Annotated in this window: 25 protein-coding genes and 1 tRNA gene; 7 read left to right on the forward strand and 19 right to left on the reverse strand. The window is 72.5% G+C overall.

What is annotated here, in order from left to right:
- Positions 1-55: 55 nt before the first annotated feature.
- Positions 56-646: a hypothetical protein gene (locus tag RLT57_RS07215; protein WP_311300614.1), complete on the forward strand. Its 591-nt coding sequence runs from the start codon at positions 56-58 to the stop codon at positions 644-646.
- A gap of 128 nt (positions 647-774) precedes the next feature.
- Positions 775-1,437 carry an HAD-IA family hydrolase gene (locus tag RLT57_RS07220; RefSeq protein ID WP_311296531.1) on the forward strand — a complete coding sequence of 221 codons (663 nt, stop codon included), beginning with the start codon at positions 775-777 and terminating at the stop codon, positions 1,435-1,437.
- Positions 1,438-1,689: 252 nt separating this feature from the next.
- Here RLT57_RS07220 and RLT57_RS07225 read toward each other — a convergent pair whose 3' ends face one another.
- The gene (locus RLT57_RS07225) at positions 1,690-2,274 is read right to left on the reverse strand and encodes a TMEM165/GDT1 family protein (RefSeq protein ID WP_311296532.1); all 585 of its coding nucleotides are present in this window, start codon (positions 2,272-2,274) and stop codon (positions 1,690-1,692) included.
- Between the two features lie 768 nt (positions 2,275-3,042).
- Between RLT57_RS07225 and RLT57_RS07230 the strand changes: the two genes are divergently transcribed.
- The gene (locus RLT57_RS07230) at positions 3,043-3,723 is read left to right on the forward strand and encodes a DedA family protein (RefSeq protein WP_311296533.1); all 681 of its coding nucleotides are present in this window, start codon (positions 3,043-3,045) and stop codon (positions 3,721-3,723) included.
- 130 nt (positions 3,724-3,853) lie between these two features.
- Here the strand turns inward: RLT57_RS07230 and RLT57_RS07235 are convergent, their stop codons facing one another.
- On the reverse strand, positions 3,854-4,036 hold the full coding sequence (locus RLT57_RS07235; protein WP_311296534.1) for a hypothetical protein: 183 nt from the start codon (positions 4,034-4,036) through the stop codon (positions 3,854-3,856).
- A gap of 256 nt (positions 4,037-4,292) precedes the next feature.
- Between RLT57_RS07235 and RLT57_RS07240 the strand changes: the two genes are divergently transcribed.
- Positions 4,293-5,714: a family 2B encapsulin nanocompartment shell protein gene (locus tag RLT57_RS07240; RefSeq protein ID WP_311296535.1), complete on the forward strand. Its 1,422-nt coding sequence runs from the start codon at positions 4,293-4,295 to the stop codon at positions 5,712-5,714.
- Positions 5,715-5,835: 121 nt separating this feature from the next.
- On the opposite strand, the gene RLT57_RS07245 is transcribed toward RLT57_RS07240, so the two are convergent.
- The 4 genes from RLT57_RS07245 to RLT57_RS07260 form a co-directional block, all read right to left on the reverse strand.
- Positions 5,836-6,594 carry a hypothetical protein gene (locus tag RLT57_RS07245; RefSeq protein WP_311296536.1) on the reverse strand — a complete coding sequence of 253 codons (759 nt, stop codon included), beginning with the start codon at positions 6,592-6,594 and terminating at the stop codon, positions 5,836-5,838.
- 42 nt (positions 6,595-6,636) lie between these two features.
- The gene (locus tag RLT57_RS07250) at positions 6,637-6,777 is read right to left on the reverse strand and encodes a hypothetical protein (RefSeq protein WP_311296537.1); all 141 of its coding nucleotides are present in this window, start codon (positions 6,775-6,777) and stop codon (positions 6,637-6,639) included.
- Positions 6,778-8,355: 1,578 nt separating this feature from the next.
- On the reverse strand, positions 8,356-8,565 hold the full coding sequence (locus RLT57_RS07255; RefSeq protein WP_311296538.1) for a DUF397 domain-containing protein: 210 nt from the start codon (positions 8,563-8,565) through the stop codon (positions 8,356-8,358).
- A complete protein-coding gene (locus tag RLT57_RS07260) occupies positions 8,562-9,383 on the reverse strand; it encodes a helix-turn-helix domain-containing protein (RefSeq protein ID WP_311296539.1) in 822 nt (273 codons plus the stop codon). Before RLT57_RS07260 ends, RLT57_RS07255 begins: the two co-directional genes overlap by 4 nt.
- Positions 9,384-9,559: 176 nt before the next feature.
- Here RLT57_RS07260 and RLT57_RS07265 point away from each other — a divergent pair, with 176 nt between their 5' ends.
- Positions 9,560-10,225: a hypothetical protein gene (locus tag RLT57_RS07265; RefSeq protein ID WP_311296541.1), complete on the forward strand. Its 666-nt coding sequence runs from the start codon at positions 9,560-9,562 to the stop codon at positions 10,223-10,225.
- A gap of 214 nt (positions 10,226-10,439) precedes the next feature.
- Here RLT57_RS07265 and RLT57_RS07270 read toward each other — a convergent pair whose 3' ends face one another.
- The 3 genes from RLT57_RS07270 to RLT57_RS07280 all read right to left on the reverse strand — a co-directional run bounded on the left by RLT57_RS07270 (position 10,440) and on the right by RLT57_RS07280 (position 12,020).
- Entirely contained in the window at positions 10,440-10,886 is a 447-nt protein-coding gene (locus tag RLT57_RS07270) for a hypothetical protein (protein ID WP_311296542.1), read from the reverse strand.
- Positions 10,887-11,103: 217 nt separating this feature from the next.
- The gene (locus RLT57_RS07275) at positions 11,104-11,664 is read right to left on the reverse strand and encodes a hypothetical protein (RefSeq protein ID WP_311296543.1); all 561 of its coding nucleotides are present in this window, start codon (positions 11,662-11,664) and stop codon (positions 11,104-11,106) included.
- A gap of 284 nt (positions 11,665-11,948) precedes the next feature.
- Positions 11,949-12,020, reverse strand: a tRNA-Val gene (locus tag RLT57_RS07280).
- 144 nt (positions 12,021-12,164) lie between these two features.
- On the opposite strand from RLT57_RS07280, the gene RLT57_RS07285 reads away from it, so the two are divergent.
- Positions 12,165-13,409: a hypothetical protein gene (locus RLT57_RS07285; RefSeq protein ID WP_311296544.1), complete on the forward strand. Its 1,245-nt coding sequence runs from the start codon at positions 12,165-12,167 to the stop codon at positions 13,407-13,409.
- A 1-nt stretch (position 13,410) separates the two neighbouring features.
- Here the strand turns inward: RLT57_RS07285 and RLT57_RS07290 are convergent, their stop codons facing one another.
- The 4 genes from RLT57_RS07290 to RLT57_RS07305 form a co-directional block, all read right to left on the reverse strand.
- On the reverse strand, positions 13,411-13,638 hold the full coding sequence (locus RLT57_RS07290) for an FmdB family zinc ribbon protein (RefSeq protein WP_311296545.1): 228 nt from the start codon (positions 13,636-13,638) through the stop codon (positions 13,411-13,413).
- A 320-nt stretch (positions 13,639-13,958) separates the two neighbouring features.
- Entirely contained in the window at positions 13,959-14,819 is an 861-nt protein-coding gene (locus RLT57_RS07295) for an HAD family hydrolase (protein WP_311296546.1), read from the reverse strand.
- The gene (locus RLT57_RS07300; protein WP_311296547.1) at positions 14,816-17,305 is read right to left on the reverse strand and encodes a phosphoribosyltransferase; all 2,490 of its coding nucleotides are present in this window, start codon (positions 17,303-17,305) and stop codon (positions 14,816-14,818) included. Before RLT57_RS07300 ends, RLT57_RS07295 begins: the two co-directional genes overlap by 4 nt.
- A gap of 63 nt (positions 17,306-17,368) precedes the next feature.
- Positions 17,369-18,541 carry an HpcH/HpaI aldolase/citrate lyase family protein gene (locus RLT57_RS07305; RefSeq protein ID WP_311296548.1) on the reverse strand — a complete coding sequence of 391 codons (1,173 nt, stop codon included), beginning with the start codon at positions 18,539-18,541 and terminating at the stop codon, positions 17,369-17,371.
- Positions 18,542-18,792: 251 nt separating this feature from the next.
- Between RLT57_RS07305 and RLT57_RS07310 the strand changes: the two genes are divergently transcribed.
- The gene (locus tag RLT57_RS07310; RefSeq protein WP_311296549.1) at positions 18,793-19,701 is read left to right on the forward strand and encodes a TerD family protein; all 909 of its coding nucleotides are present in this window, start codon (positions 18,793-18,795) and stop codon (positions 19,699-19,701) included.
- 58 nt (positions 19,702-19,759) lie between these two features.
- Here the strand turns inward: RLT57_RS07310 and RLT57_RS07315 are convergent, their stop codons facing one another.
- The 6 genes from RLT57_RS07315 to RLT57_RS07340 form a co-directional block, all read right to left on the reverse strand.
- Positions 19,760-20,491: a TerD family protein gene (locus RLT57_RS07315; RefSeq protein WP_311296550.1), complete on the reverse strand. Its 732-nt coding sequence runs from the start codon at positions 20,489-20,491 to the stop codon at positions 19,760-19,762.
- A gap of 118 nt (positions 20,492-20,609) precedes the next feature.
- Positions 20,610-21,776: a DUF475 domain-containing protein gene (locus RLT57_RS07320; protein WP_311296551.1), complete on the reverse strand. Its 1,167-nt coding sequence runs from the start codon at positions 21,774-21,776 to the stop codon at positions 20,610-20,612.
- A gap of 62 nt (positions 21,777-21,838) precedes the next feature.
- Positions 21,839-22,414 (reverse strand): TerD family protein, encoded by a 576-nt coding sequence (locus RLT57_RS07325; protein ID WP_311296552.1) that lies wholly within the window; start codon positions 22,412-22,414, stop codon positions 21,839-21,841.
- Between the two features lie 38 nt (positions 22,415-22,452).
- Entirely contained in the window at positions 22,453-23,028 is a 576-nt protein-coding gene (locus RLT57_RS07330; protein ID WP_311296553.1) for a TerD family protein, read from the reverse strand.
- Between the two features lie 98 nt (positions 23,029-23,126).
- The gene (locus RLT57_RS07335) at positions 23,127-23,585 is read right to left on the reverse strand and encodes a peroxiredoxin (RefSeq protein ID WP_311300615.1); all 459 of its coding nucleotides are present in this window, start codon (positions 23,583-23,585) and stop codon (positions 23,127-23,129) included.
- A gap of 245 nt (positions 23,586-23,830) precedes the next feature.
- Positions 23,831-24,271 (reverse strand): DUF3052 domain-containing protein, encoded by a 441-nt coding sequence (locus tag RLT57_RS07340; protein WP_311296554.1) that lies wholly within the window; start codon positions 24,269-24,271, stop codon positions 23,831-23,833.
- Positions 24,272-24,312: the final 41 nt, after the last annotated feature.

A 24,312-nucleotide genomic window follows, 5' to 3' on the forward strand; every position in this document is an offset into this window, starting at 1 on the left:
CCCGCACCCGCACCCGGCCCCCCGGGAACGCGGCGCCTAGGATCGAGCCGTGGGTATCGCAGAGCCGTTCGGTCCCGAGCACTTCCAGCTGGTACTGCTGCGCCGGATGGCGGACCACCGTCCCGAGCTGGTGGACGAGGCCCTCAAAGCCCTGGGCGCCACCCATACGGAGCTGCGGGACGCCCACCGGCGCTGGCAGGCGCGCCTGCACGCGCGGACCTTTCCCGGCGGCGAACGCCGCTACCGCGCCGCGCTCGGCCCCCCGCAGTCGCAGCGGACGCAGCGCGTCGGCGATCTGTCCTGCAAGGCCCTGCTGTGGCCGGTCCCGCTCTGGCCGGACCTGCGCTTCGAGGTGCTGTGCGCCCCCGGCGGCGGCGCGATCCTCAACGAGTGGCTGGTCCGGGCACCGGACGCCCCGCCGCCCGCGCTGACGGGCGCCGCCGACCTGACCCCCTGGTCCTGCACCGTGGAGGACGCCGCCCGCGCCTTCCCGCCGGCCCGGCCGCTCCCCGCGGACGCCCCGAGCCGCTCTGTGCTCGCCCTGACCGTCCCCGGCGTCCCGGGCCGTACCATCGCCCATTTCACCTGGGGACTGCTGCAGTACGCGGCCCCCGGGCAAAACTCCCGCCCGGAAAGGCTGGCGTAACCCGCCTTTGTTTTGTATCGTGATGGAACAAAGTGGTTCCGCTCGCTCCCCCTGACCGGCGAGCGGGGCCACGTTGTACGACGTCCGCGTACAGCTTCCGTGCCAGCGGGCCACTCCGAAGGAGCCGCATGCCGTCCGCGTCCGCCACGTTCACCGCCCGCGCCCTGCTGCTCGACATGGACGGCACCCTGGTGAACTCCGACGCCGTGGTGGAACGCGTCTGGAGCCGCTGGGCCGAGCGGCACGGACTGGACCCCGCCGCCGTCCTGAAGGTCGTGCACGGCCGCCAGGGCCACGCGACGATGGCCGCGCTGCTCCCGGACCGCCCGACGGCCGAGAACCACGCGGAGAACGCGGTGCTGCTCGCCGAGGAGACCGCCGACGTCGCGGGCGTCGTGCCCGTCCCCGGCGCCCCCGCCTTCCTCACCGCCCTCGGCGGCCACCCGCACGCCCTGGTCACCTCGGCCACCGAGGCGCTCGCGCGGGCCCGGATGGGCGCGGCCCTGCTGCCGCTGCCCCCGGTCCTCGTCACCGCCGAGCGGGTCAGCGCCAGCAAGCCCGACCCCGAGGGCTTCCTCAAGGGAGCCGCCGAACTCGGCTTCGCCCCGCGGGACTGCCTGGTCTTCGAGGACGCCGGGGTCGGCATCGCCGCCGCCCGCGCGGCCGGCATGCGCGTGATCGGCGTCGGCCCGCGCGCCGCCGCCCACGACCCGAGCGCCCACGTGGCCTCCCTGGAGCGGGTACGCGTCGAGGCCGCCCCCGGCGGCGGCCTCCTGATCACCGCGAACTGAGCACGCGCGCGCGGCCGTCGTACGGACCGGCCGCGTACGGACGCCGCGGGGGCGCGGGCTCCGGCTGCCCGCACGACACCGTACGGACCGGGCACGTACGGACCCCGGCCCACCGGCCCCGGGAGCGGGGACGCCGCCTGCGCGCGTGTACGGGTGCGTACGGCACCGGACAGGCCCGTCCGGCGGGTCCGGGCCCGCCGCGTACCGAGCGGGCGGGCGGTGTCCGCACCGCCGCCGCCGGACCGCGTCCGCTCAGCCCGCGACCGCCTCGTAGAGGCTGAAGCCGGCCAGCGCCACCATCACCGCCGCCGCGACCTTCGTGATCAGCCGCAGCGGCACCCGCTTCATCAGCAGCTGGCCGCCGAAGATACCGAGCGCGGCGACCGCCCACAGCCCCAGCACCGAGCCGATGCCGACCGAGACCGGGTCGCCGTAGCGCGCGGCGAGGTTCGCGGTCATGATCTGGGTGAGGTCGCCGAACTCCGCCACCAGGATCAGGGTGAAGCCGGTACCGGCCACCTTCAGGAAGCTCTGGTCGGCGGGCACCCGCACCTTCCCCTCCTCGTCGTCATCGTGCGAGAACAGCAGCATCGCCGCCCCGCCCAGGAACAGCAGGCCCACCACGCCCTGCACCAGGCGGTGCGGCAGCAGGGTCAGCAGGCCGCCCGCGGCGATGGCGAGGGCCACGTGGACGACGAAGGCGGCGGCGACCCCGCAGAAGACGTACGAGGCCCGGTAGCGGGTACCGAGCATGAGTCCGGCCAGCGCGGTCTTGTCGGGCAGTTCGGACAGGAAGATCACGCCGAAGACCACGGCGATGACGGTGATGCTGAACACGGAAGTCGGTCCTCGATCGGTCAGGGCGGCCGTACCGAGAGGAACCGCGGGGCGCGGGGTCGCTTCGGCACGGCAGCGTCGGAACACTGCGGCCGAAGGTCTCGCTGGCGGCGCCGGCCGGAAACCCGGCCGCCCCGCCTCCGGGCGCCGGCCCGGTCCGCCATGACGCCCGCACTCGCGGATGCCCTGAACGGCCCGAGCAGTATGTCGACGGTCCGGCGAAGAGCTACTCCCCTTCTGCTCGGCCCAGTCTACGGGACCGGTCCGCCGGGCCGGCGGCGGGGGGAGCACGGTTCCGGGCGGTCGAAGAACGCCGCGCGGACGATCATGAGCTGTCCCGCGGACGATCAAGGAGCGACCCGCGGACGATCACGTGGTGCCCCGCGGACGATCAAGGGATCGAAGATCGTGAAGCAGTTGTGCGCACGGCCGCCCCTTGCCGCCGCGGCGCGGCGACGTACGCTCGACAGCAGGCACTCCGAACTGCGGGAACGCGGACCGTGACGTTTTCGCCGAAGTATTCCCGCCGTAATGACGCCGTGATTGTCTCGTACGTCACGTGACCTGGACGGAACCGCCCAAGGGTACTGGCGTACGCTGTACGGCTGACGGCAGATGAAGATCGGCCGCCGTTGACGCGACACCGGAACCACGTTCGATCCGACCAGGTCAGACGCACAGGTACAGGCAACTCGGCGCTTCGCAACGGACTCGCAGGACCAAGTACGCACAACACGCGCAGGAACTGGCGAAGGACGAGGAGGCGCAGTGCTGCACGGCGTGGGCTCCCTGTTCGACTGGCCGTGGATCTATCTGCTCGTGGGCGTCTCGGTGCTGCTGGACGTCTTCGTCCCGGTGCTGCCGAGCGGGGTGTTGGTGATCAGCGCGGCCACCGCGGGGTCGACCCAGGCCGGTGACGGCATTCTCGACGTCTTCGCGCTGCTGGGCTGCGCGGCCACCGCCTCCTGCGCCGGCGACGTACTGGCGTACCGGCTGGCCTGGCGCGGGGGCGCCTGGTTCAACCGCAGGCTCGCCGGCTCCCGCAAGCTGGCCGCCGCGCACGAACGGCTCGGCCAGGTGCTGACCGGCGGTGGCGGCGCGTTCGTGGTGCTGGCCCGGTTCGCGCCGGCCGGCCGCAGCGTGGTCAGCCTCGGCGCCGGCGCGGCCCGGCGCCGCCCCGGGGAGTTCCTGCCCTGGTCCGCGCTGGCCGGGGTGTGCTGGGCGACGTACAGCGTCGGCCTGGGCTGGATCGGCGGCAGGTGGCTCGGCGCCAGCTGGCTCGGCACGGCCATGTCGCTCGCCGCGCTGGTGGGGGCGGGCGCCTTCGCCGCCTACGTCTTCAAGCGCGAGCGGCGGCTGGCGATAGCCGCCGCGTACGCGACCGTTCCGCTGACGATCCCCGGCCAGGGCACGCCGCCCGACCGCGGTTCGGTCGTCGAAGCGCTCTGAACGCGCGCCGGACCACGTCCTCAGCCCGTCCGGACCCTGCCCGGGTCCCGTCCTTCGCCGTCCCGGGTCACCCGGTGCCGTCCCGGGCGCAGCCCGGTCCGGCCCCGCGTGCCGCGCGGCGCCCGACCGCTCAGCGGCGGCGGCGCGCTCTGCCGTAGGACCAGCCGGTGCCCACCCCGGCCAGGTGCAGCGCGCAGAAGAACAGCCCCGCGACCATCAGGCTCCACGGCGTGAACGCCGCGTCAGTGTGGGTGTTGGTGACGTTGATGAGCCATGCGATGAAGAAGATGACGGCGCCGACGGCAGCCAACATGTGGATTCTCCCTTGGTTCCCAGGGCGCCGGCGGCGCCCGTCACCGCTCGACTGCCCGCCAACCGAAATTCGACGCACACGGGTTCGAGTGGACGGTCGCGCGTCGCCCGCGAGGGCCGTTCCGCCCCCGAACCGCCGTACCGGCGGCCCCACTTACCCGTTTTTCGGAAAGTAGTCTCACTCGTTTCGGCAATAGTCAGCACAGAGCGTGATGGCAAGAATGAGCGCGTACCAGCCACAACGGGAAGGACAGCACATGTCGGTCGACGCGGGCCAGGACACGACACAGGGCGCGCCGCGCAACGGTCAACCGCGGACAAGTCTGGACACGGCCGCCGCCAGGAACCTGGCGACCACCACCAAGTCCGCACCGCAGATGCAGGGCATCTCGTCCCGCTGGCTGCTGCGCGTACTCCCGTGGGTCCAGGTCAACGCGGGGACCTACCGGGTCAACCGCCGGCTGAGCTACGCGGTCGGCGACGGCCGGGTCACCTTCGTGAAGACGGGGTCCGAGGTCCGGGTCATCCCGCAGGAGCTCGGTGAGATCGCCGCCTTGCGCTCGTTCCAGGACGACGGGGCGCTCACCGCACTGGCGGATCGTTTCACCCAGCGGCAGTACGGGCCGGGCGAGGTACTCGCCGAGGCCGGGCAGCCCGCGGACACCGTCTTCCTGATCGCCCACGGCAAGGTGGAGAAAGTCGGCGAGGGCCCCTACGGCGAGCAGAACCGGCTCGGCGTACTGGCCGACGGCGACCACTTCGGCGAACAGGCGCTGTTGACCGGCGACACCACCTGGGAGTACACCGCCAGGGCCGGCGCCGCCACCACCGTCCTGGTCCTCCCCCGGCAGGAACTGGAGCCGCTGCTGGCCCAGTCCGCCGAACTGCGCGGCCACCTGGCGGCGTTCCGCTCGCTCCCCCCGCAGCGCGCCAACCGGCGCGGCGAGGCCGACATCGAGCTGGCCTCCGGCCACCGCGGCGAACCTGAACTGCACGGCACGTACGTCGACTACGAGGTCAGGCCGCGCGAGTACGAACTCAGCGTCGCGCAGACCGTGCTGCGGGTGCACAGCCGGGTCGCCGACCTCTACAACGAGCCGATGAACCAGACCGAGCAGCAACTCAAGCTCACCGTCGAGGCGTTGCGCGAGCGCCAGGAGAGCGAGCTGATCAACAACCCGGAGTTCGGGCTGCTTAACAACGCCGACTACGAGCAGCGGCTCCAGCCGCACGCCGGCCCGCCGCTGCCCGACGACCTGGACGAGCTGATCAGCCGCCGCCGCGGCACCCGCTACCTGCTGGCCCACCCGCGGGCCATCGCCGCCTTCGGCCGCGAGTGCACCCGGCGCGGCCTGTACCCGGACCCGGTGGAGGTGCTCGGCTCCACCGTCCCGGCCTGGCGCGGCGTCCCCATCCTGAGCTGCAACAAGATCCCGATCAGCGACGCCCGCACCACCTCGATCATCGCCGTCCGCACCGGCGAGGACGACCAAGGCGTCATCGGGCTCAACCAGACCGGGCTGCCCGACGAGTACGAACCCGGCCTCAACGTCCGCTTCATGGGCATCGACGAGAAGGCCGTCATCAGCTACCTGGTGAGCACGTACTTCTCTGCGGCCGTCCTGGTGCCGGACGCGCTGGGCGTGCTGGAGAACGTGAACGTGGCCAACTGGAACTGAGCGCGGCACATTCGGCCGGCCCCCGACCCGCCGGCCGCCCCGCCCGCTGACGGTCCCCGTACGAAGAGCGGCTCCCCTGCCGGGTCCGGCGGGGGAGCCGCTCCGCCGTTCCGCGCCTGCCTCAGGACGTGAGCACCAACTGCCGGAACACGTCGGCCGAGACGCCCAGTCCGGTGCCGAAGGGCGCGTCCAGGTCCCAGATCAGGAAGAGCAGGAAGGCGATGAGCGCGCTGAACAACCCGGCCAGCAGCAACTCCCGTGGTGACCGCCGGATCTGCAGCGTGAAGATGAGGCCGACCGTCACCAGCGCGCCGACGATCAGGCCGAACCACACCATGCCGGGCATCGTGGCACCGGCACTCTGCCCGCGCGACGCCCGAGCCTGATCGGCAGCGGCCACCTCGTCCACCACCGGCTGGTACGCCTGCGCGGCCAGGTCGCTCCTGGGGTCGAACTGTGTGACGTCGGCCCGTACCCGGTCGAGCAGCACCGTGCCCCGGGGCGAGAGTTCGCCGTGGTTCCGCAGGTACCGCCACTCGTGGTCGGTGACGAAGGCGGCGTACGCGTCCACGTCCGCGCGCACCTTGTCCCGCACCTGCGGCGGGTACACCTGAACCCGGGCCTTGACCTCGTGCAGCGCCTGCGCCTCGGCCAGGACGTCCGCCTGCGCGGCGCCGCGCCCCTCCCAGACCCCGGCGATGGCCAGGCCGAGGACGATGGCGTAGACCACGCCGATCATCATGACCATGTACTCGATGACGTCCGGCGTCTCGGACGGGTCGTCGTCTTCTGTGATCCTGCGCTGCCTGAGTACGACCACGCTGACCACCACGGCGCAGACCGCGACCATGGCGATGAGCAGTGCCACCCACTGCGACATGCTGAATTCCCCCTTGCTGTGGGTCAGTTGAACGGGTGCGGGTCAGTGGTTCCGGCGGTATGTGCGGGAGCCGGGCCGCAGCACCACCACGGCGAGCAGCGCCGGCACGGTGGTGAGCAGCATCGTCACGGTCAGCGCCTGCCGGTGCGGGGCGGGTGCGGCCGCCGGCTCGGGCTGCCGCACCGGCCACCTGACGGCCGCGGGCGTGACCGCGGGCGCGGGTGCGGTCGTCGGCGCGGGTTCGGGCATGGGCGGCGGGGCCGGGTCGGGCGTGGTCCGGGGCGCGGGAGCCGGGGCCGGCGCGGGGGCCGGCGCGGGGGCCGGCGGGGGCGGGGGTGAGGGGCGCGGTACCGGCGGCACGGCGGCGGGTGGCGCCGGGGTGGGAGTGGGAGTGGGGGTCGGGGTGGGCGTGGGCGGCGTCGTGGGCGTCGGCGTGGCGGTGGGAGTCGGCGACGGGCTGGGCGGCGGGCTCGTCGGAGGCGGCGGGGGCGGGGGCGGCGGCTTCACACAGGGCCAGGGCCAATGCCCATGCCGGCTCCCGAACAGCTGCGGCCACTGCCACGCGCCGTGCCACTGCCACTGCCACTGCCACGCCGCCGGCCAGCCCCACGGCCACGGCACACACCACTGCGGCGGATGTCCGTGTCCGGGCCCGTGGTGGTGCCCCGGTCCGGCCGGCGGACGGCCCCCGGGCCGGTGACGGCCTGGCGTGCTCACGTGCCCGGCCCCCTCGGGGCCCGTGACCGGTCCGGTGGCCTCACCCGGAGCGGGCCGCGGCGCGGACGGCGCCGGGTCCGTGACCGGCCCGCCGGACTGCCCGGGGACGGATCCGGGTGCGCTCCCCTGTCCGGGAGCAGCCGGGGGCGGCGCCGGCGGCGTCGTGGGCCCGGCCGGCGCTTCGGGTCCCGGCACGGGATCCAGTGCGGGATCCGGTGCGGGCGCGGGTGCGGGCGCGGGTTCCGACGGGCTCGGGGGAACCGGGTCCGGCGCGCCCTGCGGCGGCGCGGGGGCGGGCGCGGGCGACCGCGTCCCCGGGACCCGGGTGGGAGCCGGGTCGGCGGCCGGCTGCCTCGTACCGCGCCGCGAAGGCGGCCGGTCCTTGCAGCCGGGGGCCGGCTGGACGGTGGCGTGATGGGACGGCGGGCAAGGCGCGCGGGGCGCGGCTGAAGCCGCACCGCCGAACGCCCACGAGCCCGTCGCCATGACGGTGACGGCGAACGCCGCCCATAAGCGGGTGTGCTTCCCCCACTGAGTGCTCATCCGCTCATGGTCAGCACCCGGCCGCCAACCTGCCTGGCCCAGCACTCCAGTTCCCCCGAACGGGCTATTCCGTGACCAAACCTCCGATCACCCGCACGACCCCTCACCCGGCCGGCAGGGGCGCTGCGCCCCCGGGTCTTCCTCGAAGCCCAAGCCTGTTGGCGCAGCGTCAGGTGGTGAACCGATAACGAAGGCGCATCCAGTAGGACACACGACACGCAGGTCTTTCCGCCGCGCAGATCGACGCTCGTGGACGGGATATCCGACCGACAGCAACGGCTGAGCCGGGCTCCGGCAGAGGACGATTCCGATAATGCGGATTCGTACCCGAGCAGTTGGGACAACCACAGCACTCCGCGAACCGGTGCGGCGCGAAGGAACGCCGGAGAAGGGTGACGGGGACGGGAACCACCGAGCGGAAGAGAGTGGGGGCAGGGCGTAAAACGCTGAGTGCCTCGCCCGGTGGGACGAGGCACTCAGCGTATCGGAGGATACGCAGAACTACGCGGCACCGAACTCTCCAGCCGTGACGCCGCACACGAACGCAGTCCATGCTTCCTGCGAGAACACGAGAGCCGGGCCAGCCGGGTCCTTGCTGTCGCGCGTAGCGACGTGGCCTTCCACCGGAGCCACTTCGAGGCAGTTGTTCTCCATGCCGCTGTAGGTGGACTTACGCCACTGCGCACCGTTCAGATCGACCGCTATATTCACTGGTATTCCTCCCAATATCGCTGAACCAACTCCAACGACGCTTCCTCGTTCAGTGCGAGGGTGCACGTCCGATCAAAGTGCTGCGCCAACTCAACGACCCGCTTGGTCGATTCTACCAGTTCGCCCGAACCGAACGATTCCACGTAGGCGATGGTCGCCCCCGGCGGGGTTGTCAGGAGCGTCAGCGAACCACCGAGCATCCAGTAATCCCCGGCCTCGAACGGCACCACCTGCACGGTCACATCGGGATTCTCGGCCGCCCGGAGGACCGCCGCCATCTGATCCGCCATGACCGCCGGACTTCCGACCGGCCGCTTCAGGGCGGCCTCGTCCATGACCGCCCAATAAGGGGGCGGTTCCCCGCGGCGAAAAACCAACTTGCGGTCCATGCGCCTCAGTACCGCCGCGTCGAGGACCGGCCCCGGCGCCTTGGGCCTCTCCGCGCCGATACGTGCACGCGCGTACTCCTGCGTCTGCAACAGCGCCGGGATGCTGCTACTGGCGAAGACCTGGATCCGTTCCGCGCTGGCCTCGCGTTCGACTCCCTTTCGCTGGTACTCCTGGATGGTTCCACCGCTGATCAACTCCAGCAGGTCACCGAAAGTACCGCCGGTCCCCAACTTCTCGTCAAGGATGCGCACCAGCCTTTCGGATGGGATTTGCAGACCCCGTTCCACGCGTCCCAGATACGCGTGATCGAAGGTCGTCAGATCCTTGAGATCCCGTAGCGACCAACCACGCGCCTCCCGTCGCCGACGCAGTTCGTTGCCCAACACCCGTGACAGGGTCAGGCGCTCGTCATCATCTCGTTCGGCCACTTCACACCCACCTCCTTGACTGCCATATTGCCCCAGCCACGGACCGCGAAGTGACCACGTAGAACAAAAGCGTGTGGCCAACTTCCAGTTGGCCACACGCCACACCTGGGAAGTGGCCGCGCCAACCGCGATGGTGAGGACTCCCGTACAACGCAAACCCGAGGAGTCCGCGTCCGATGGCCCTGCCGCGCGTTGCCCCCACCCCGCCTGTCGGTGCTTTTCCCATGGGCCGGATCGTGCCCTACATCACGGCCTGGTCGTCGGAGCAGGACCTGCCCGGCACGCTCGTCGGCCGCCACGGCCGCCTCGCCTACGCCGACGAGCACCCCGCCGACCGCGACAGCATCGGCACTCTCTGGCGCCGGGTCGGGATCAGTCCCGGCAAGGGCAGGCCCGAATTCGGCGCCGTGCACACCCCGCGCCAACGCCGGGCCATGCAGCGCGTCCTGTGCCAGGTCTGCGGCAACCAGCCCGACCACAACGACGACGGGGTCCTGTGGCTCATGGGCCGCACCGAATACGAACGCGACCCCTGGCCCGCCCCCATCGAATCACCCCACCCGCCGGTCTGTCTGCCCTGCGCCGTCACGGCGGTCACCCTCTGCCCCCACCTGCGCGACCACTACACGGCGCTCCGCGTCCGCCGGTTCCACCCGTCCGGCGTCTTCGGCGCCCTGCACATCCCCGGACCGCTCCGACCGCGGATCATCGCCGCCGAAACCCTCGCCCTGAGCGACAGCCGCCTCCGCTGGATGCAGGCGAGCCAGCTGATCATGCGGCTCGCCGACTACCGCGTCGTCGACCTCGACGCCGAAGCCGCCGCCCACGGACTCATCAGCTGACGATCCCATCCCCCCTCCTCACCCAGCGGACCCGCCATACCGCCTCCCCGGCGGCGGCCAGATCGTCTGGGCCGAACGCGCGTCCGGGCCTGTCCCCCTTGCGATGGCTGCTGCGGCCGTACTCGGCCCGACAGGCGGATCGGGGCCGCCTGTCCCGATCCGCCTGTCGGGCCGATGGCGGGACCGCGTGGTGCCGCAACGCTGGAAGGGTGGATCAGACGTCGACGACTTCGATCGTCCACGCGCACGTGGACTCGACGTCGAGGCGCAGCGTTCCGCCCGCGTGCAGGTGGGTGGTGCCCGAGCCCTTCGTGCCCAGTTCGTCGACGTACCGGTCGGCGGGCGCCGGGCCGTTCACGACGAAGGCGCCCGCGGATCCCGAACCGGTGCAGTCGTAGCTGTACTCAAGGTCCCAGTCGCCCCGGACGGTGAACGTCCCGGTGGACCGGGCACCGCTGCCGGACGCCTTGAGGGCGACGGCCGACGTGTGGACGGCGGGCGCGGTCGTCGGCGCCGTGGCGGCGGCGGGCACGGGGACGGCCGGGGCCGCCGCCGTGGTGTCGGCCCTGTCGCTGCTGCTGTGGCTGCTGACGCCGCCCGTGACCTCGGCGACGACGGCGAGGGTGAAGAGGAGCCCGAGGATGCCGAGGACGATCGGCACGACCTTGGCCTTCCTGCGCGGCGGCGGGGGCGGCGGCCCCCACGGCCCGGCGGGCCGCCCTGGGCCGGGCGGTAAGTCCCAGGGCAGGTCGGGCGGTTGGTACGACATGAGTCCCCCCAAGTGATGCATCCGGTCGATAACCGTATGATCTCAGGCGTAACGGGTGACAGGGGACGTTGTTTCCCGTCTGCGCCGCCCACGGCTCCGGACGGGCCGGCTACAGCAGGTTCGCCGCCCACTTCTTGATCATGCCCGCCCCCTGCTGCGAGGGCCGCTGCTGCTCGCCGTGCAGTGCGTTGAGCACCACCACGGTCCCGGTGAGAGCGGGGATGAGCCACTGCACCACCGCCAGCTGCTTCCGCGCATGCTCCACGTCGACGGGGTGCTTGGCCGCCTTCTCGCGGTGCGAGGGCTCGGGGGACGACACCAGTTCGATCTTCGCGCCCAGTACGCCGCTGTAGGCGGTGGCGGCCATCGCCGCGGCCGTGACCGCCATTTTCGCGACGGTGGACGCGGCCACCCCCTGCTGGTTTTTCACCCGGGCCGCGTTGGCGGCCAGCACGCCGGCGCCGCCGATGAGGTGCACGGCGATCGCGCCGGCGTTGACCGGGGTCCAGCGCTTCCAGCCGACCGACGCGATCCGGGCGGTGTCCATCTCGGTGTCCCCGACGGTTGCGGCGGACCCGTTGAGACCCACGCAGCCCATGAGGGACCCGCCGAACCATGTTGCGATGCCGAGGTCGTGGAGGCTGCGGTACGCGGTGTTGCGCTCAGACATGACGGGCCTTCCCGGTTGGGGCGGAGGGGACGCTGTCCACCCTTATCGGTAAGGCGGCGGCCCGCCACCCGGGGCGGGTGGAAGAGTGGCGTCCCCGCGGACCGGACGGGAACGGTGGACGCCGACCGGGGCCGCACAAAAGCGGCGGCTCGGCCGACGGGCCGGGCCGGGTACTGATCGTCCAGGGTCGCGGACTCCGACCGGGCGCGGGAATGGGGACTCCGTCCGCGCGCAGGGATGGGGAAGACCCCTGCCGCGGCGGCGGAAGGGGTCTCGGCACGGGGTGGGCGTGGACGGTTTCGAACCGCCGACATCCGCCTTGTAAGGGCGGCGCTCTACCGCTGAGCTACACGCCCGAGGGTTGCGACGCCACAGGATACCTTGCGCCGAGGGCTGGTCGGCAACCGTGGGCGGGCGGACCGGACGATGTGATCGCGGCAGGCGGGTGGGAGGATGGAACGGACGGTGGTGGGGGCTGAGCGCGGGGAGAGAGAGTCACGGTGACGACGGCACGCTCGTGGTGGCGGCGCGGCGACGACAACCTGCGTGCCCAGGCCCAGGCGGCGAAGGACGCGGCCGCCCAGGCGTTCTACGAGCTGGACACCGCGCAGCGCGACCTGGAGATCTCGATAGAGACGATCTCGGCCGTGGACGACTCCGCCGAGGCGCGGCGCGCGCTGGCCGGTTTCCGGGCGCTGGGGGAACGGATCGACCAGGTCAGCGCCACGTACATCGCCGCGGTGGACGCGCACGACCTGGACCGGGACGAGCTGGAGCACGCCGCCGCCGGGCGGGCCCGCGCCGAGCTGACCCGGGCCAAGGACGAGTTGGAGAACGCGCAGCGCGAGCTGGAGCGCTTCCGGTCCGGTCTCGGCCCGCTGCTGGGCAAGGCCGAGACCCAGCTGGCCCGGCTGGCCCCGGCCCGGGAGCGGGCCAAGCAGTCGCTGCTCGCGGCGAGCAACGCGCTGGACGCGGCCCGCGCGGCCGGGCTCAAGGCGGACGACCTCGCCGCGCGGCTGGCGGCGCTCGCCCCGGAGCTGACCAAGCTCAACGAGGGGCCGAGCCGGCACGGCGTGACCGAGACCGTACAGCGGGCCGACGGCGTACGGCGCACGGCGGAGGCGGTCAGGACGGAGGCCGAGCGGCTGCCCGAGCGGGCCGCGGAGCTGGACAAGCGGCTGGTGTCGCTGCGCACCCGGGTGCAGGCGCTGGCCACCCGGGCGGAAGGGGTCACCCCGGTGCTGAGCGAGCTGCGGCGGCGGTTCTCGGTGGCCTGCTGGGAGGACCTGCAGAGCGTCCCGGAGCAGGCCGCGCAGGCGGTGCGCCGGGCCGAGGAGGCGCTGGCCGAGGCGCGGCGGGCGCGGGCGGAGCAGCGGTGGGCGGACGCCACCGCGCAGCTGGCCACCGTACGGTCGCTGATGGACGACGTGGACGGCGCGGTGGGCGCCGCGGGCGACCGGCTGCGGCGCCTCAACGAGGTCAGCAAGGACCCCAAGGCCGAGGTCGAGAAGACCCGCTTCGCCATCCGCGACGCCCAGCGCCTGGCCATGCAGGGCCGCAGCACGCCCGAGCCCCGGCATGCCCGCCCGCTGGACGAGGCGGTGGCCCGGCTGGACCGGGCGGTGGCCGCGCTGGATGGCCGGCACCCCGACTACTGGGCGTTCCTCACCGAGACGGCGGCGGTCCGGGAGACCGCCAACCGGGTGGTGGCGAACATCAGGGAGGACCGCGCGGCCGGCCGCTGAGTCAGCTGCAGCAGCCCCCGCCGCAGCAACCGCCGCCCCCACCGCCGGCCGGCGCCGGGGCCGGAGCGGAGGACGGTCCTGCCGAGATGCCCACCGAGACGGTCGACAGCAGCTTCACCGTGTCGGAGTGGCCCTCGGGGCAGACCGAGGGGGCGTTGGCCTGGGACATGGGGCGGCGCAGTTCGAACGTCGAGCCGCACGACTTGCAGCGGTATTCGTAACGAGGCATGGGCCCAGCGTATCCCCCGCGACCCGCCGCGCGACCGTTGCACCGGCCGCCGCCCGGCCGGAAGCGCGGGCCGGCCGCCGCCGACACGGGCCCGGCGCCCGCTGCGAGCCGACCCCGGCCCCCGACCGACCGCAGGCGCGGACCCGGCCCGCCCGTAGCCGACCGCTGCCGTGTGCCCGCCGCAGGCCGGCCGCCGCCGCGAACCGCCCGCCCGTGCGGGGCCTCGGCGGCGCGGGGGCACCGTGCAGGGGTGTAGGTCGGCCGACCGCCACCGCCCGGCGGCGCCGTCCGCGGGGAACGGCCGCCAGCGGGGCGGCCCCTCACGGTGCCAGGCCGTCGCCCTCGGTCCGGTCCAGCATGTGGCGCAGGATCTCCTCGCCCGCCGCCACGCCCACCGTGGGGAGCGCGATGATGTGCGGGGCGCTCCAGCCGGTGTCGGCGAGTTCGCCGTGGCCGGGGCTCCAGCCGCTGTCGGCGGCCATCAGCAGGTCGGCGTCGAGCAGCGAGTCGCCCGCCGCGAGCACCGTCCCGGCGCCGGTCCTGCGGACCACCTCGGCCAGCGCGGCGCTCTTGCTGAGCGGCTTGGGGACCGCGTAGATCTTGCGGCCCTGGAGGGAAACCGTCCAGCCGCGCGGCTCGGCCCACTCCGCGAGTTCCTTGACCCAGCCGGCCGGCAGCAGTTCGCGCGCCACCACCAGGTACGCGAACAGGTCCTCCGCGATGCGTTCCTTGCGCAGCCACTCGGGGTCCGCCGTCGCGGCCAGGTGCGCGCGGACCTCCTCCAGCGGCGCGGAGCCGGCGGCGAGCCGGCGGCGCATCTCGGCGTTCCAGTCGTGGTCGGTGTGGCCGTCCACCAGCAGGTGGCCGCCGTTGGCGCAGATCGCGTAGCGCGGCTGGCGGCCGGGCAGGCTGATCCGGCGGTACTGCTTGCGGGTCCGGGTGGTGGTGGGCACGAACCGCGCGGTGTCGGCGAGTTCGACCAGCAGCCGGCCGGCCGCCTCGGTCATGTACGACAGCGGCCTGGCCTCGTGCACCTCGACGCACAGCAGCCGGGGGGCCTGCTCGTCGGGCATGGTGAGGGCGAGCGCGCCGGTGGAGTAGATGAGGGTGCGGTCCAGGTCGCTGGCGACCAGCGTGCGGGCGGCCGGCCGGAGATCGGGCTTGGCCTCGGGGGACTTCACTTGCTGCCTACCGCCTTGCCGTCGGTACCGGTCGCGCCACGGGTGAAGCGGGGGTGGATGAGGCCGACGCAGGAGTACGGGAGGGCGTCGACCTCCTCCACGGGGACGCCGCGCTGGGCGGCGAGCAGCCGGACGTGGCCGAGGTCGGCGTCGGCGCCGCGCCGGGCGAGGATCTTCCACGGGACGCGGCGCAGCAGGACCCGGGTGGTCTCGCCGACGCCGGGCTTGACCAGGTTCACGTCGCCGATGCCGTACTCCTCGCTGATCCGCTCGACCGCCCGCCAGCCCGCCCAGGTCGGGGAACGGTCCTGCGCGCGCAGCGACTTGACGTCCTCGGCCACCGCGTCGGCGACCGTGTCGAAGGCGGCGGAGACGGTGTCGAGGAAGAGGCCGGAGACATCGTCGGCGAGCAGTTCGCGGTAGAACTTGGCGCCGTGGAAGTCGTCGGGGCCGATCAGGTCGGTGTTCAGCACGGTGCGCGAGATGAGGCCGGAGACCGTGGAGTTGAGGCACGCGGAGGGGATCAGGAAGTCGTCGCGGGTGCCGTAGGTGGACACGCAGCCGCCGGGGTCGGCGAGGACCGCGATGTCCGGGTTGAAGCCGCCGAAGTCCCGTACGGCGTCGGCTAGTTCGCGGGTGATGGCGCCCTTGCCGGTCCAGCCGTCGACGAACACCGCGTCGGCCGGGTCGTGGTGGGCGGCCAGCCAGCGCAGCGCGTTGGCGTCGATGCCGCGGCCCCGCACGATGGAGACCGCGTAGTGCGGCAGTTCCAGGCCGTGCGTGTGCCGGGCCCAGCGGCGCATCAGCACGCCGACCGGGGTGCCGGCGCGGGCCAGCGAGACCAGGACGGCGTCCGGGCCGCGTTCGGCGAGCACCAGCTCGGTGACGGCGCCGACCGCGCGGGCGATCCGGGCCGCCGAGCCGGCCAGCGCGGAGCGGAACAGCTCCTGGTACTCCGGGGTGGGCTGGTACTCCACCGGCAGCGACTCGGCGTAGTGCGCGCCGCCGCTCTGGATGGCCTCCTCGCGTTCCTCGGTGGGCGCCTCCAGTTCCACGCCGGACAGGTCCTTCAGCAGCCAGCCCACCTCGTCCGGCGGGTACGAGGAGAACTCCGGTCCGCGCAGCGGCTCGGGCAGCCGGCGGGGTGCGGTCTCGCTCATGGCGCGGGTGCTTCCGTTCGGTCGGTGGGACGGCACGACGGCGAGCACTACCGTGCCGGTGAGCTCGGCCAGCCGGCCGGCCAGTCCCCCGGGCGCGTGCAGCGCGCCGGTGTCCCCCACCGAGTCCACCACACAGACCACGGCGTCGAAGCCGACGACGTTGTACGCGTACCGCTCGCGCGAGCCGGTGTCGGTGGGTTCGTCGTGGGCCGGGAAGACGATCCGGGTCCGGATCGCGTAGCCGGGGTCGTCCACCGCCAGCACCGGTGAGCGGGTGGTGGTCGAGTACCGCACCTCGGCGGGCACCCCGGCGCCCACCCCGGCCGGCGCCTGGCCGCCCGCCTCCCCCGCCCCGCCGGGCGGCGCCGCCCGCAGCGCGTCCTGCAGGGCCTGGGCCAGGCGCAGGGGCGCGTACATCAGCTCCTCGTTGCCGAGGACCAGGATCCGGCGGGCGGTCCGCGGCAGTGCGGCGGCCAGCCGGCGGCCCATGGCGGGCAGCGCGGCCTCCAGGCGTTCGCGGTGCTCGGGCAGGAAGCCGTGGCGGCCGCCGTCGGGCAGGGCTTCGGGCCAGCCGAGGTCGACCCGGCGGACGGCGGCCGCGGGTGAGCCGCTCGCGGGCGGCCGCTCGTGGGCCGCGACCAGCGCCTGGCCCTTGGCCAGGACGCCGGGCGGCAGGGTGACGGTCCCGGTGGCGAGGGCGACGACGTCGATCCGCGTGCCCAGGGAGTCGGCGAAGTCGGTCAGGGCGGCGCGGTCGGCCGGGGAGCGCAGGTCGGTGAGGGCGACGACGACGTAGCGGGACCGCGGGTGGCGTCCGTGCAGGTCGCTGATGGTGTTGCGGACGGTGCGGCCGGTGGAGAACTCGTCGTCGACCAGGACGAGCGGGCCGTCGCCGGTCAGCAGGGCGGGGTCGGCCGGCAGGATGTGGTGGCCGGTGGCGTGGCTGTGCTCCTCCTCGAAGCCGCCGTGCCGGGCGGCGCCGGGCACGGCGCGGCGGGTCGAGTGCAGGTAGGGGGCGGTGCCGAGGCCGTCGGCGACCACGTGGCCGAGACCGGTGGCGGTCTCGGCGTAACCCAGCACCACGGCCCGGTCCGCCGCGGGGCCCAACAGCAGCCGTACCCGTTCACCGAGCCGGTGGGCGTGCCCGTACACGGTGTCCGGGTCCTGCGGTACGTGCTTGCCGAGCACGTTGGAGACCAGCAGGTGGGCCCGCTTGGGGTTGCGCCGCAGGGCGAGGCCGAGCAGGTCGTGCAGGCCGTCGCCGTGCAGGGCGACGCCCAGCCGGTCGGCGACCCACTGGCCGGGCCAGGGCGCGTTCGTTGCCATCAAGCGGGTTTCCCTTGCTCCAGGTGGTGCGGATGATCCGGGCGGGGCCGGCGGGCGGCCCCGTCAGGAGGACGGCAGGCTCGCCGCCAGCAGTTCCACGAAGCCCACGTCCTCGTGGGCGACGCCGAACACCTCGGCCCGCCGGATGGTCCGCTCCGCCCACGCCCGGTGCGGCTTCACCTCGTTCATCTTGTTCGTGTACGACGAGCGCAGCACGCCGCCGCCGCTGCGGTCCTGGTGCAGGATGTCGGCCGCGTCCGAGAACTCCTCGTGGCTGACCACGTTGAGCGCGTGCACGACCGGTACGTGCGTGGGGTGGATGCAGGTCTTGCCCTGGAGGCCGTTGGCCCGGTCGAGTTCGATCTCGCGCAGCAGCCCGTCCATGTCGCGGGCGAGCAGCGCGTCCCGCAGGTCCTCCGCCTCGGGGGTGAAGGGGCTGCGCCGCAGCTGCGGCTTGAACATCCGCTCGTTGTGCCGGAAGTACTCCCAGACCGGGCCGCTGACGGTGAAGCCGCTGCCGTCGGCGCGGCCGAAGACGTTGACCACGTCGGCGATCACCGACGCGACGATCTGCACGTCGTACGCGGTCATCTCGGGTGCCCGGCGCAGTCCGTAGGAGGCGCAGAAGTCGGTGACGCCGAGCCGCATCGCGAGCACCCGCTCGCGGTACTTGTCGACGGTCCGCGATATGCCGTGCAGCGCCTCCACCCGGGTCTCCAGGTGCAGCAGCTGCGGCGACTCCAGGACCGGCATGGCGAACAGCCGGTGCCCGCAGGCGGCCTCGGCGCGGGTGAGCGCCTCCAGGAAGGGGACGCCGGTCTCCTCGGTGAACTTGGGCAGGACGAATCCGGAGAGCAGTGCCACGGTGTGGCCGAGCCGGTCCACCAGGTCGGTGATCTGCTCGGGGGTGCGGACCCGGATGAAGAGCAGCGGCAGGGCGGCCGCGGCGTCGGGGCGGGCGGCGAGGTCGGCGAACTGCCGGACGAGGTTGGCCTCGCCGGCGACGACGTCGCGGTCGTCGATGGAGTCCTCCAGGCAGAGCACCATGGAGACGACGCCGTTGGCGGCCTGTTTGCGCACGTCGTCGGCGAGCCGCGGCCGGGTGGCGGGGCTGTAGAGCGTGGCGCCGAGGGCGACAGCGAGCGTGTGGGCGGGCGAGTCGGCGGTGAACTCCTGCGGCTCGCGGTGGAACAGTTCACCTCTCAGCTCAGAGGTGAGATGTCCGAAGTGTCGCATACGCCCCCTTTCAGGGTGGTCGGGCCAGGAGACATCTGGCCGATTATCGTACGTGCGACGATGGGGTGCTGGTTCCCCGCTCACGTGAAAAGCAGGTAACCGACGCAGGTCTACCGCATGACCCTCGCACCGGAACGGTTACTTGGTCATGCCATCGAAACCGGCCGGTTCCTTGCGGTCGTGCGCCGGACCCGGCCCGGCCCGCCGCACGGCGTTGTGGGGCGGCCCGCCCGGGGGGCAGGATGACCGGTATGACGCACGTGATGGTGAAGGGTTCGAACATCCCGCTGGACGCCTCCGGCGTCCGGGCCGTGCTCCGCTGGTCCCCCCGGCCGGACGCCCCCGACGTGGACGCCTCCGCGCTGCTGGTCGGCCCCGACGGCCGGGTCCGCTCGGACGCCGACTTCGTGTTCTACAACGAACCCCGCCATCCCTCGGGCCTGGCCCGCCACCTGCCGAAGAAGCGCGTCGCGGAGGGGCTGACCGACACCGTCGAGGTGGACCTGGCCGCGCTGGACGCCACCGTGGACCGGGTGGTGATCGCCGCCTCCTGCGACGGCGGGCCCTTCAGCCAGGTACGCGACCTCGCGCTGCTGCTCTACGACACCGCCGGACCGCAGCACGCCGCCCCGCTGGCCACCTTCGACGTGGTACCGGACACCGGCCACGAGACCGCGCTGATCTGCGGCGAGCTGTACCGCAGGAACGCCGGCTGGAAGTTCCGCGCGCTCGGCCTGGGGTACGCCGACGGGCTGGTCGGCCTCGCGACCGAGTTCGGCATCGCGGTGGACGACGGCGAGCCCGACCCGGACCTGACCACGGCGCTGCCGCCGGAGGCCTTCCAGCCCACCGGGGCGGTGCCCGCCGCCCCGCCCGCGCCCGCCGACCCGGCCGCCACCAGCGCCTACGGCTACCCGCTGCCGGCCCCCGCCCACGTGCCCCAGCAGCCCGCCTACGGCTACCCGCAGCCCGTGGCCGCCGCCCCGGCGACGGTCGCCCCCCCGGTCCACCAGCAGCCGCAGACGGGCTATCCGGCGTACGGCTACCCGCAGCCGGTCGCCGCCACGGCGCCGATGCCGGTACCGGTGCCGGCACCCCACAGCGGCGACTCCGGGTTCACCCTGCCGCCCCAGGGCCCGCAGTTCCAGCCGGGCCGCTGAACGGCCCCCGGGGCCGCCGAGGTGCCCCTCGGCGGCCCCGGGGCGCGGCGCGGGTCCGTCACACCTTCGACTTGTAACCGCGCCCCCACTGGAGCCCCCAGCCGTACAGCCGGTCGATCTCGGCCTGGAAGCCGTATACGTAGCGCACTTCGCGGCGCACCACCAGTTCGCCCTTGCGGTTCTCGATCAGCAGCACCGCGCACGACCTGGCCTGCGGCTCGCGCTCGTTGAGCGAGATCTCGATCCGCGGGCCGGAGCCGGGGAAGATCTCCAGCTTGGCGTGCGCCCGGTCGAAGGCGGGGGTGCCGTCGTAGATGTAGACGAAGACCAGCAGCCGCTTGAACTCCTCGCGCTTGTCGAGGTTGATGAACAGCGTCTCGCCCGAGCTGCCGCCGAACCGGTCGTCGCCGCTCACCTTGATGTACGGCGCCGAATCGAGGTCGCCGAGGAAGCCGCCGAGCGGCTGCACCACGCCCTTGGTGCCGTCGGCCAGTTCGTACAGGCAGGCCAGGTCCAGGTCGACGTTGACCATCGCGGGGCCGGCCGCCTGCACCACCTGCGGCTTGAAGACGTCCAGTTGCCTGCGCAGGAAGCCGCGCCGCTCCACGGTCCAGCCCGCGGTGTCCGACGTGCGCATCTGCCAGGACAGGTTGACCCGCATGTTGCCCACCGCGGCGCCCTGCTTGGTGAGTGAGATCTCCGGGCGCCGCTTGGTCAGCTCGACCGAGTGCACGTTTGTCAGATCGAACTGCCGGCTGCCGCCGGACCCCAGAAAACTCCGCCAGTCCATCGGTCTCCACCCTCCGGTGCTCCGCCGTATCCGTACGGTGCTGTTCCCTGTCCGTACAGTGACATGCCGCTGCCCCCGCCGGAAGACGGGGGCAGCGCCCAGTGCGGCCCGACGCCGGTCAGACCCCGGACGTCACTTCGGTCTTGTCCTCCGACGCCTCGGAGTCCGCCTCGAGCCGCCGGTTGCGTACGACCGACGACCAGTACGACGCGGCGATCAGGACCACGCCGACGAGTCCGGTGATCACCTCGCTCACGTCGTACTTGACGGTGATCACCAGGATGACCGCCAGCGCGCCGATCGCGTAGTGCGCGCCGTGCTCCAGGTACACGTAGTCGTCCAGCGTGCCCTTGCGGACCAGGAAGACGGTCAGCGACCGGATGTACATCGCGCCGATGCCGAGACCGAGGGCGATCTCGAAGATGTCGTTGCTGACCGCGAAGGCGCCGACCACTCCGTCGAAGGAGAAGGAGGCGTCGATGACCTCCAGGTACAGGAACATGAAGAACGCGGCCTTGCCGGCCAGTCCGACGACCTGGGAGGCGGTCGCGCCGCCGCGCTCCTCGGGGATCGCGGCCCCGCCCCCGGCCGGCCCCTCGTCGTCGAGGTCCTCCTCCTCGTCCTCCAGCCGGTCCTCGAAGAAGCTGGAGACCCCGCCGACCACCAGGTAGGTGATCAGACCGCCGACACCGGCCAGCAGGACCGTCTCGCCCTTGTCGACGGTGCCGTGACCGCCGTGCACCGGGACGCCGGTGGCGACCGTGGTGGCCGCGATGACCAGCACGATCATCGCGACGGCCACCGAGAGCATGTCCAGTTTGCCCAGCTTCGACAGCGGCCTTTCCAGCCAGCCCAGCCAGGTGATCTCCCGCTCCTCGAAGATGAAGTCGAGGAAGATCATCAACAGGAACATGCCGCCGAATGCGGCGATGGCCGGGTGGGCGCCGGTGACCAGGCTCTCGTAGCGGTCGTGGTCGTCGATCGCGACCCGGACCGCCTCCCACGGGCTGAGCTTGGCGGTGATCGCCACAATGATGATCGGAAAAACCAACCGCATGCCGAACACCGCGATCAGCACACCGACGGTCAGGAACATCTTCTGCCAGAAGGCGTTCATCTTCCGCAGGATGCCCGCGTTGATCACCGCGTTGTCGAAGGAGAGCGAGATCTCAAGGACGGACAGGATCGCGACGATCGCGAGTCCCTTCGGTCCCCAGAGGACGCCGGCCAGGGCCAGGCCCGCGGCGGTGATGCCGAACGACCAGCCGAAAGTTCTGAGGAGCACGTGCTTCCCACCCAATCCCTTGAGAATCCCCTGAGCCAAGGGAGCCTCGCGCGTACGCGGCTTTACGAAACGTTGACCCCGAAGTCTAGGGCGATGCCGCGCAGCCCGGAGGCGTACCCCTGGCCCACAGCGCGGAACTTCCATTCGCCGCCGTAGCGGTAGAGCTCGCCGAAGATCATCGCCGTCTCGGTGGAGGCGTCCTCGGTCAGGTCGTAGCGGGCCAGCTCGGTGCCGTCCGCCTGGTTGAGCACACGGATATAGGCGTCGCTGACCTGGCCGAAGGTCTGCACCCGGGCGTCGGCGTCATAGATGGAGACGGGAAAGACGATCTTGTCGACGGCGGGCGGGACCTTGGCCAGTTCGACCAGCACCGTCTCGTCGTCGCCGCCGGAGCCGCCGACCAGTTCGTCACCGGTGTGCTCGACGGAACCCTCAGGGCTCTTGAGGTTGTTGTAGAAGATGAAGTAGTCATCTCCCAGTACCCGGCCGTTCGCGCACAGCAGCGCGCTGGCGTCCAGGTCGAAGTCGGCGCCGGTGGTGGAGCGGGCCCTCCAGCCGAGGCCGATCTGCACCTGGGTGAGATTCGGCGCGGCCTTGGACAGGGAGACGTTGCCTCCCTTGGCGAGCGTGACGCCCATCGTGGTCTTTCCTCCCCGCAAATGGTTCCGAACGGCTGTCAGACGTTGACGCCGAAGTCCTGGGCGATGCCGCGCAGCCCGGAGGCGTACCCCTGGCCGATGGCACGGAACTTCCACTCGGCGCCGTGCCGGTACAGCTCGCCGAAGACCATCGCGGTCTCGGTGGAGGCGTCCTCGGTCAGGTCGTAGCGGGCCAGCTCCCGGTTGTCGGCCGCGTTGAGCACCCGGATGTAGGCGTTGCGGACCTGGCCGAAGCTCTGCTGGCGCGGCTCGGCGTCGTAGATGGAGACCGGGAAGACGATCTTGGCGACGGCGGGCGGCACGGTGGACAGGTTGACGTTGATCACCTCGTCGTCACCCTCCCCCTCACCGGTGAGGTTGTCACCGGTGTGCTCCACCGAGCCGTCCGGGCTGCGCAGGTTGTTGAAGAACACGAAGTGCGCGTCGGACAGGACCTTGCCCTGTTCGTCGGTGAGCAGCGCGCTGGCGTCCAGGTCGAAGTCGCTGCCGGTGGTGGTGCGGGCGTCCCAGCCCAGACCGACGACGACCGCTGTGAGATTCGGCGCCTCCTTGGTCAGCGAGACGTTGCCACCCTTGCTAAGGCTGACTCCCACGTGTCCTCCCGTCCCTTCGGTGCGGTGGTACGCGCCAGTGCGTGGACGCACGCGCGTGCCCGATCAACGTGCCGAGCTTAGTGACCGGTTCCCCGCGACTACAGCGCTTCGAGCGCCTTTGCGTATTCGTGAAGGTCACGGGCGTCCGGCAGGCCGTTGACGATGGTCCAGCGGACCGTGCCGCACCGGTCGACCACGAAGGTGCCGCGCAGCGCGCAGCCCTTGTCCTCGGCGAAGACGCCGTAGGCCCGGGAGGCCGTGCCGTGCGGCCAGAAGTCCGACAGCAGCGGGAAGTCCAGCCCTTCGGTGTCGGAGAAGACCCGCAGCGCGTGCATCGAGTCGCAGGAGACCGCGAGCACCTGGGTGCGCTCGTTCTGGAAGGCGGCCAGCTCGTCCTGCACCGCTCGCAGCTCGCCCGCGCAGACGCTGGTGAAGGCGAACGGGAAGAAGAGCAGCACAACGTTCTTACGGTGCCGGAGGTCGCTCAGCGCGACGGGCCGGCCGTGCTGGTCGGGCAGCCGGAAATCGGGCGCGGCGGCGCCCACCTCGATGGCCAAGGCCGCGGTCCCTCCGTCGGTGGCGCGGGTGGTGCGGGCGCGTGCGGGCAGGTGCGGTGGGCCGGGCCGGCCGCGGGGCGGCGTGCCCCGCTCCGCGGAGTCGGCGGCGGCCGGCGCGGCACGACGGGTCATCAGGCGTGCGCCATCGGCCGGCCGAGGGCGCACGCGGGCCCGCCCGCCCGGCGTGGGGGCTGCGCGCTCAGCGGCCGAGCGCGCAGCCCCGGGGACGCTCCGGAGGCCGGCGGCTAGCGCCGGGCGGCGCGCGCCGCCTTCGGGGTGACCAGGCGGCTGCCGGTCCAGTCCCGGGCCGCGTTGACGCTGCTCGTCTGGGCCAGGCCGGCGGTCTGGGCCGCCTCACCGATCTCGCTGGGCTCGACATGGCCGTCACGCCCCGTCTTCGGGGTCATCAGCCAGATCGGTGCGCCGGGGTCGACCGTCGACGTGGCGTCGACGAGCGCGTCGGTGAGGTCGCCGTCGTCCTCGCGGAACCACAGCAGGACGGCGTCGGGCACGTCGTCGTAGTCCTCATCGGCGAGCTCCTCGCCCGTGAGCTCCTCAATGCTCTCGCGAAGCTCCTGGTCGGTGTCCTCGTCGTACCCGAGCTCCTGGACCACCTGTCCGGGCTCGAAACCAAGCCGGCTCGCCGGGTTGGTCCGCTCCTCCGCGTGGTCCGCGGTCGCGCTCACGCTTTGCCTCCTGTCATGGGAACTGCATTGTTCGGCTGAGT

Source organism: Streptomyces sp. ITFR-21, from assembly GCF_031844685.1.
Lineage (GTDB): Bacteria > Actinomycetota > Actinomycetes > Streptomycetales > Streptomycetaceae > Actinacidiphila.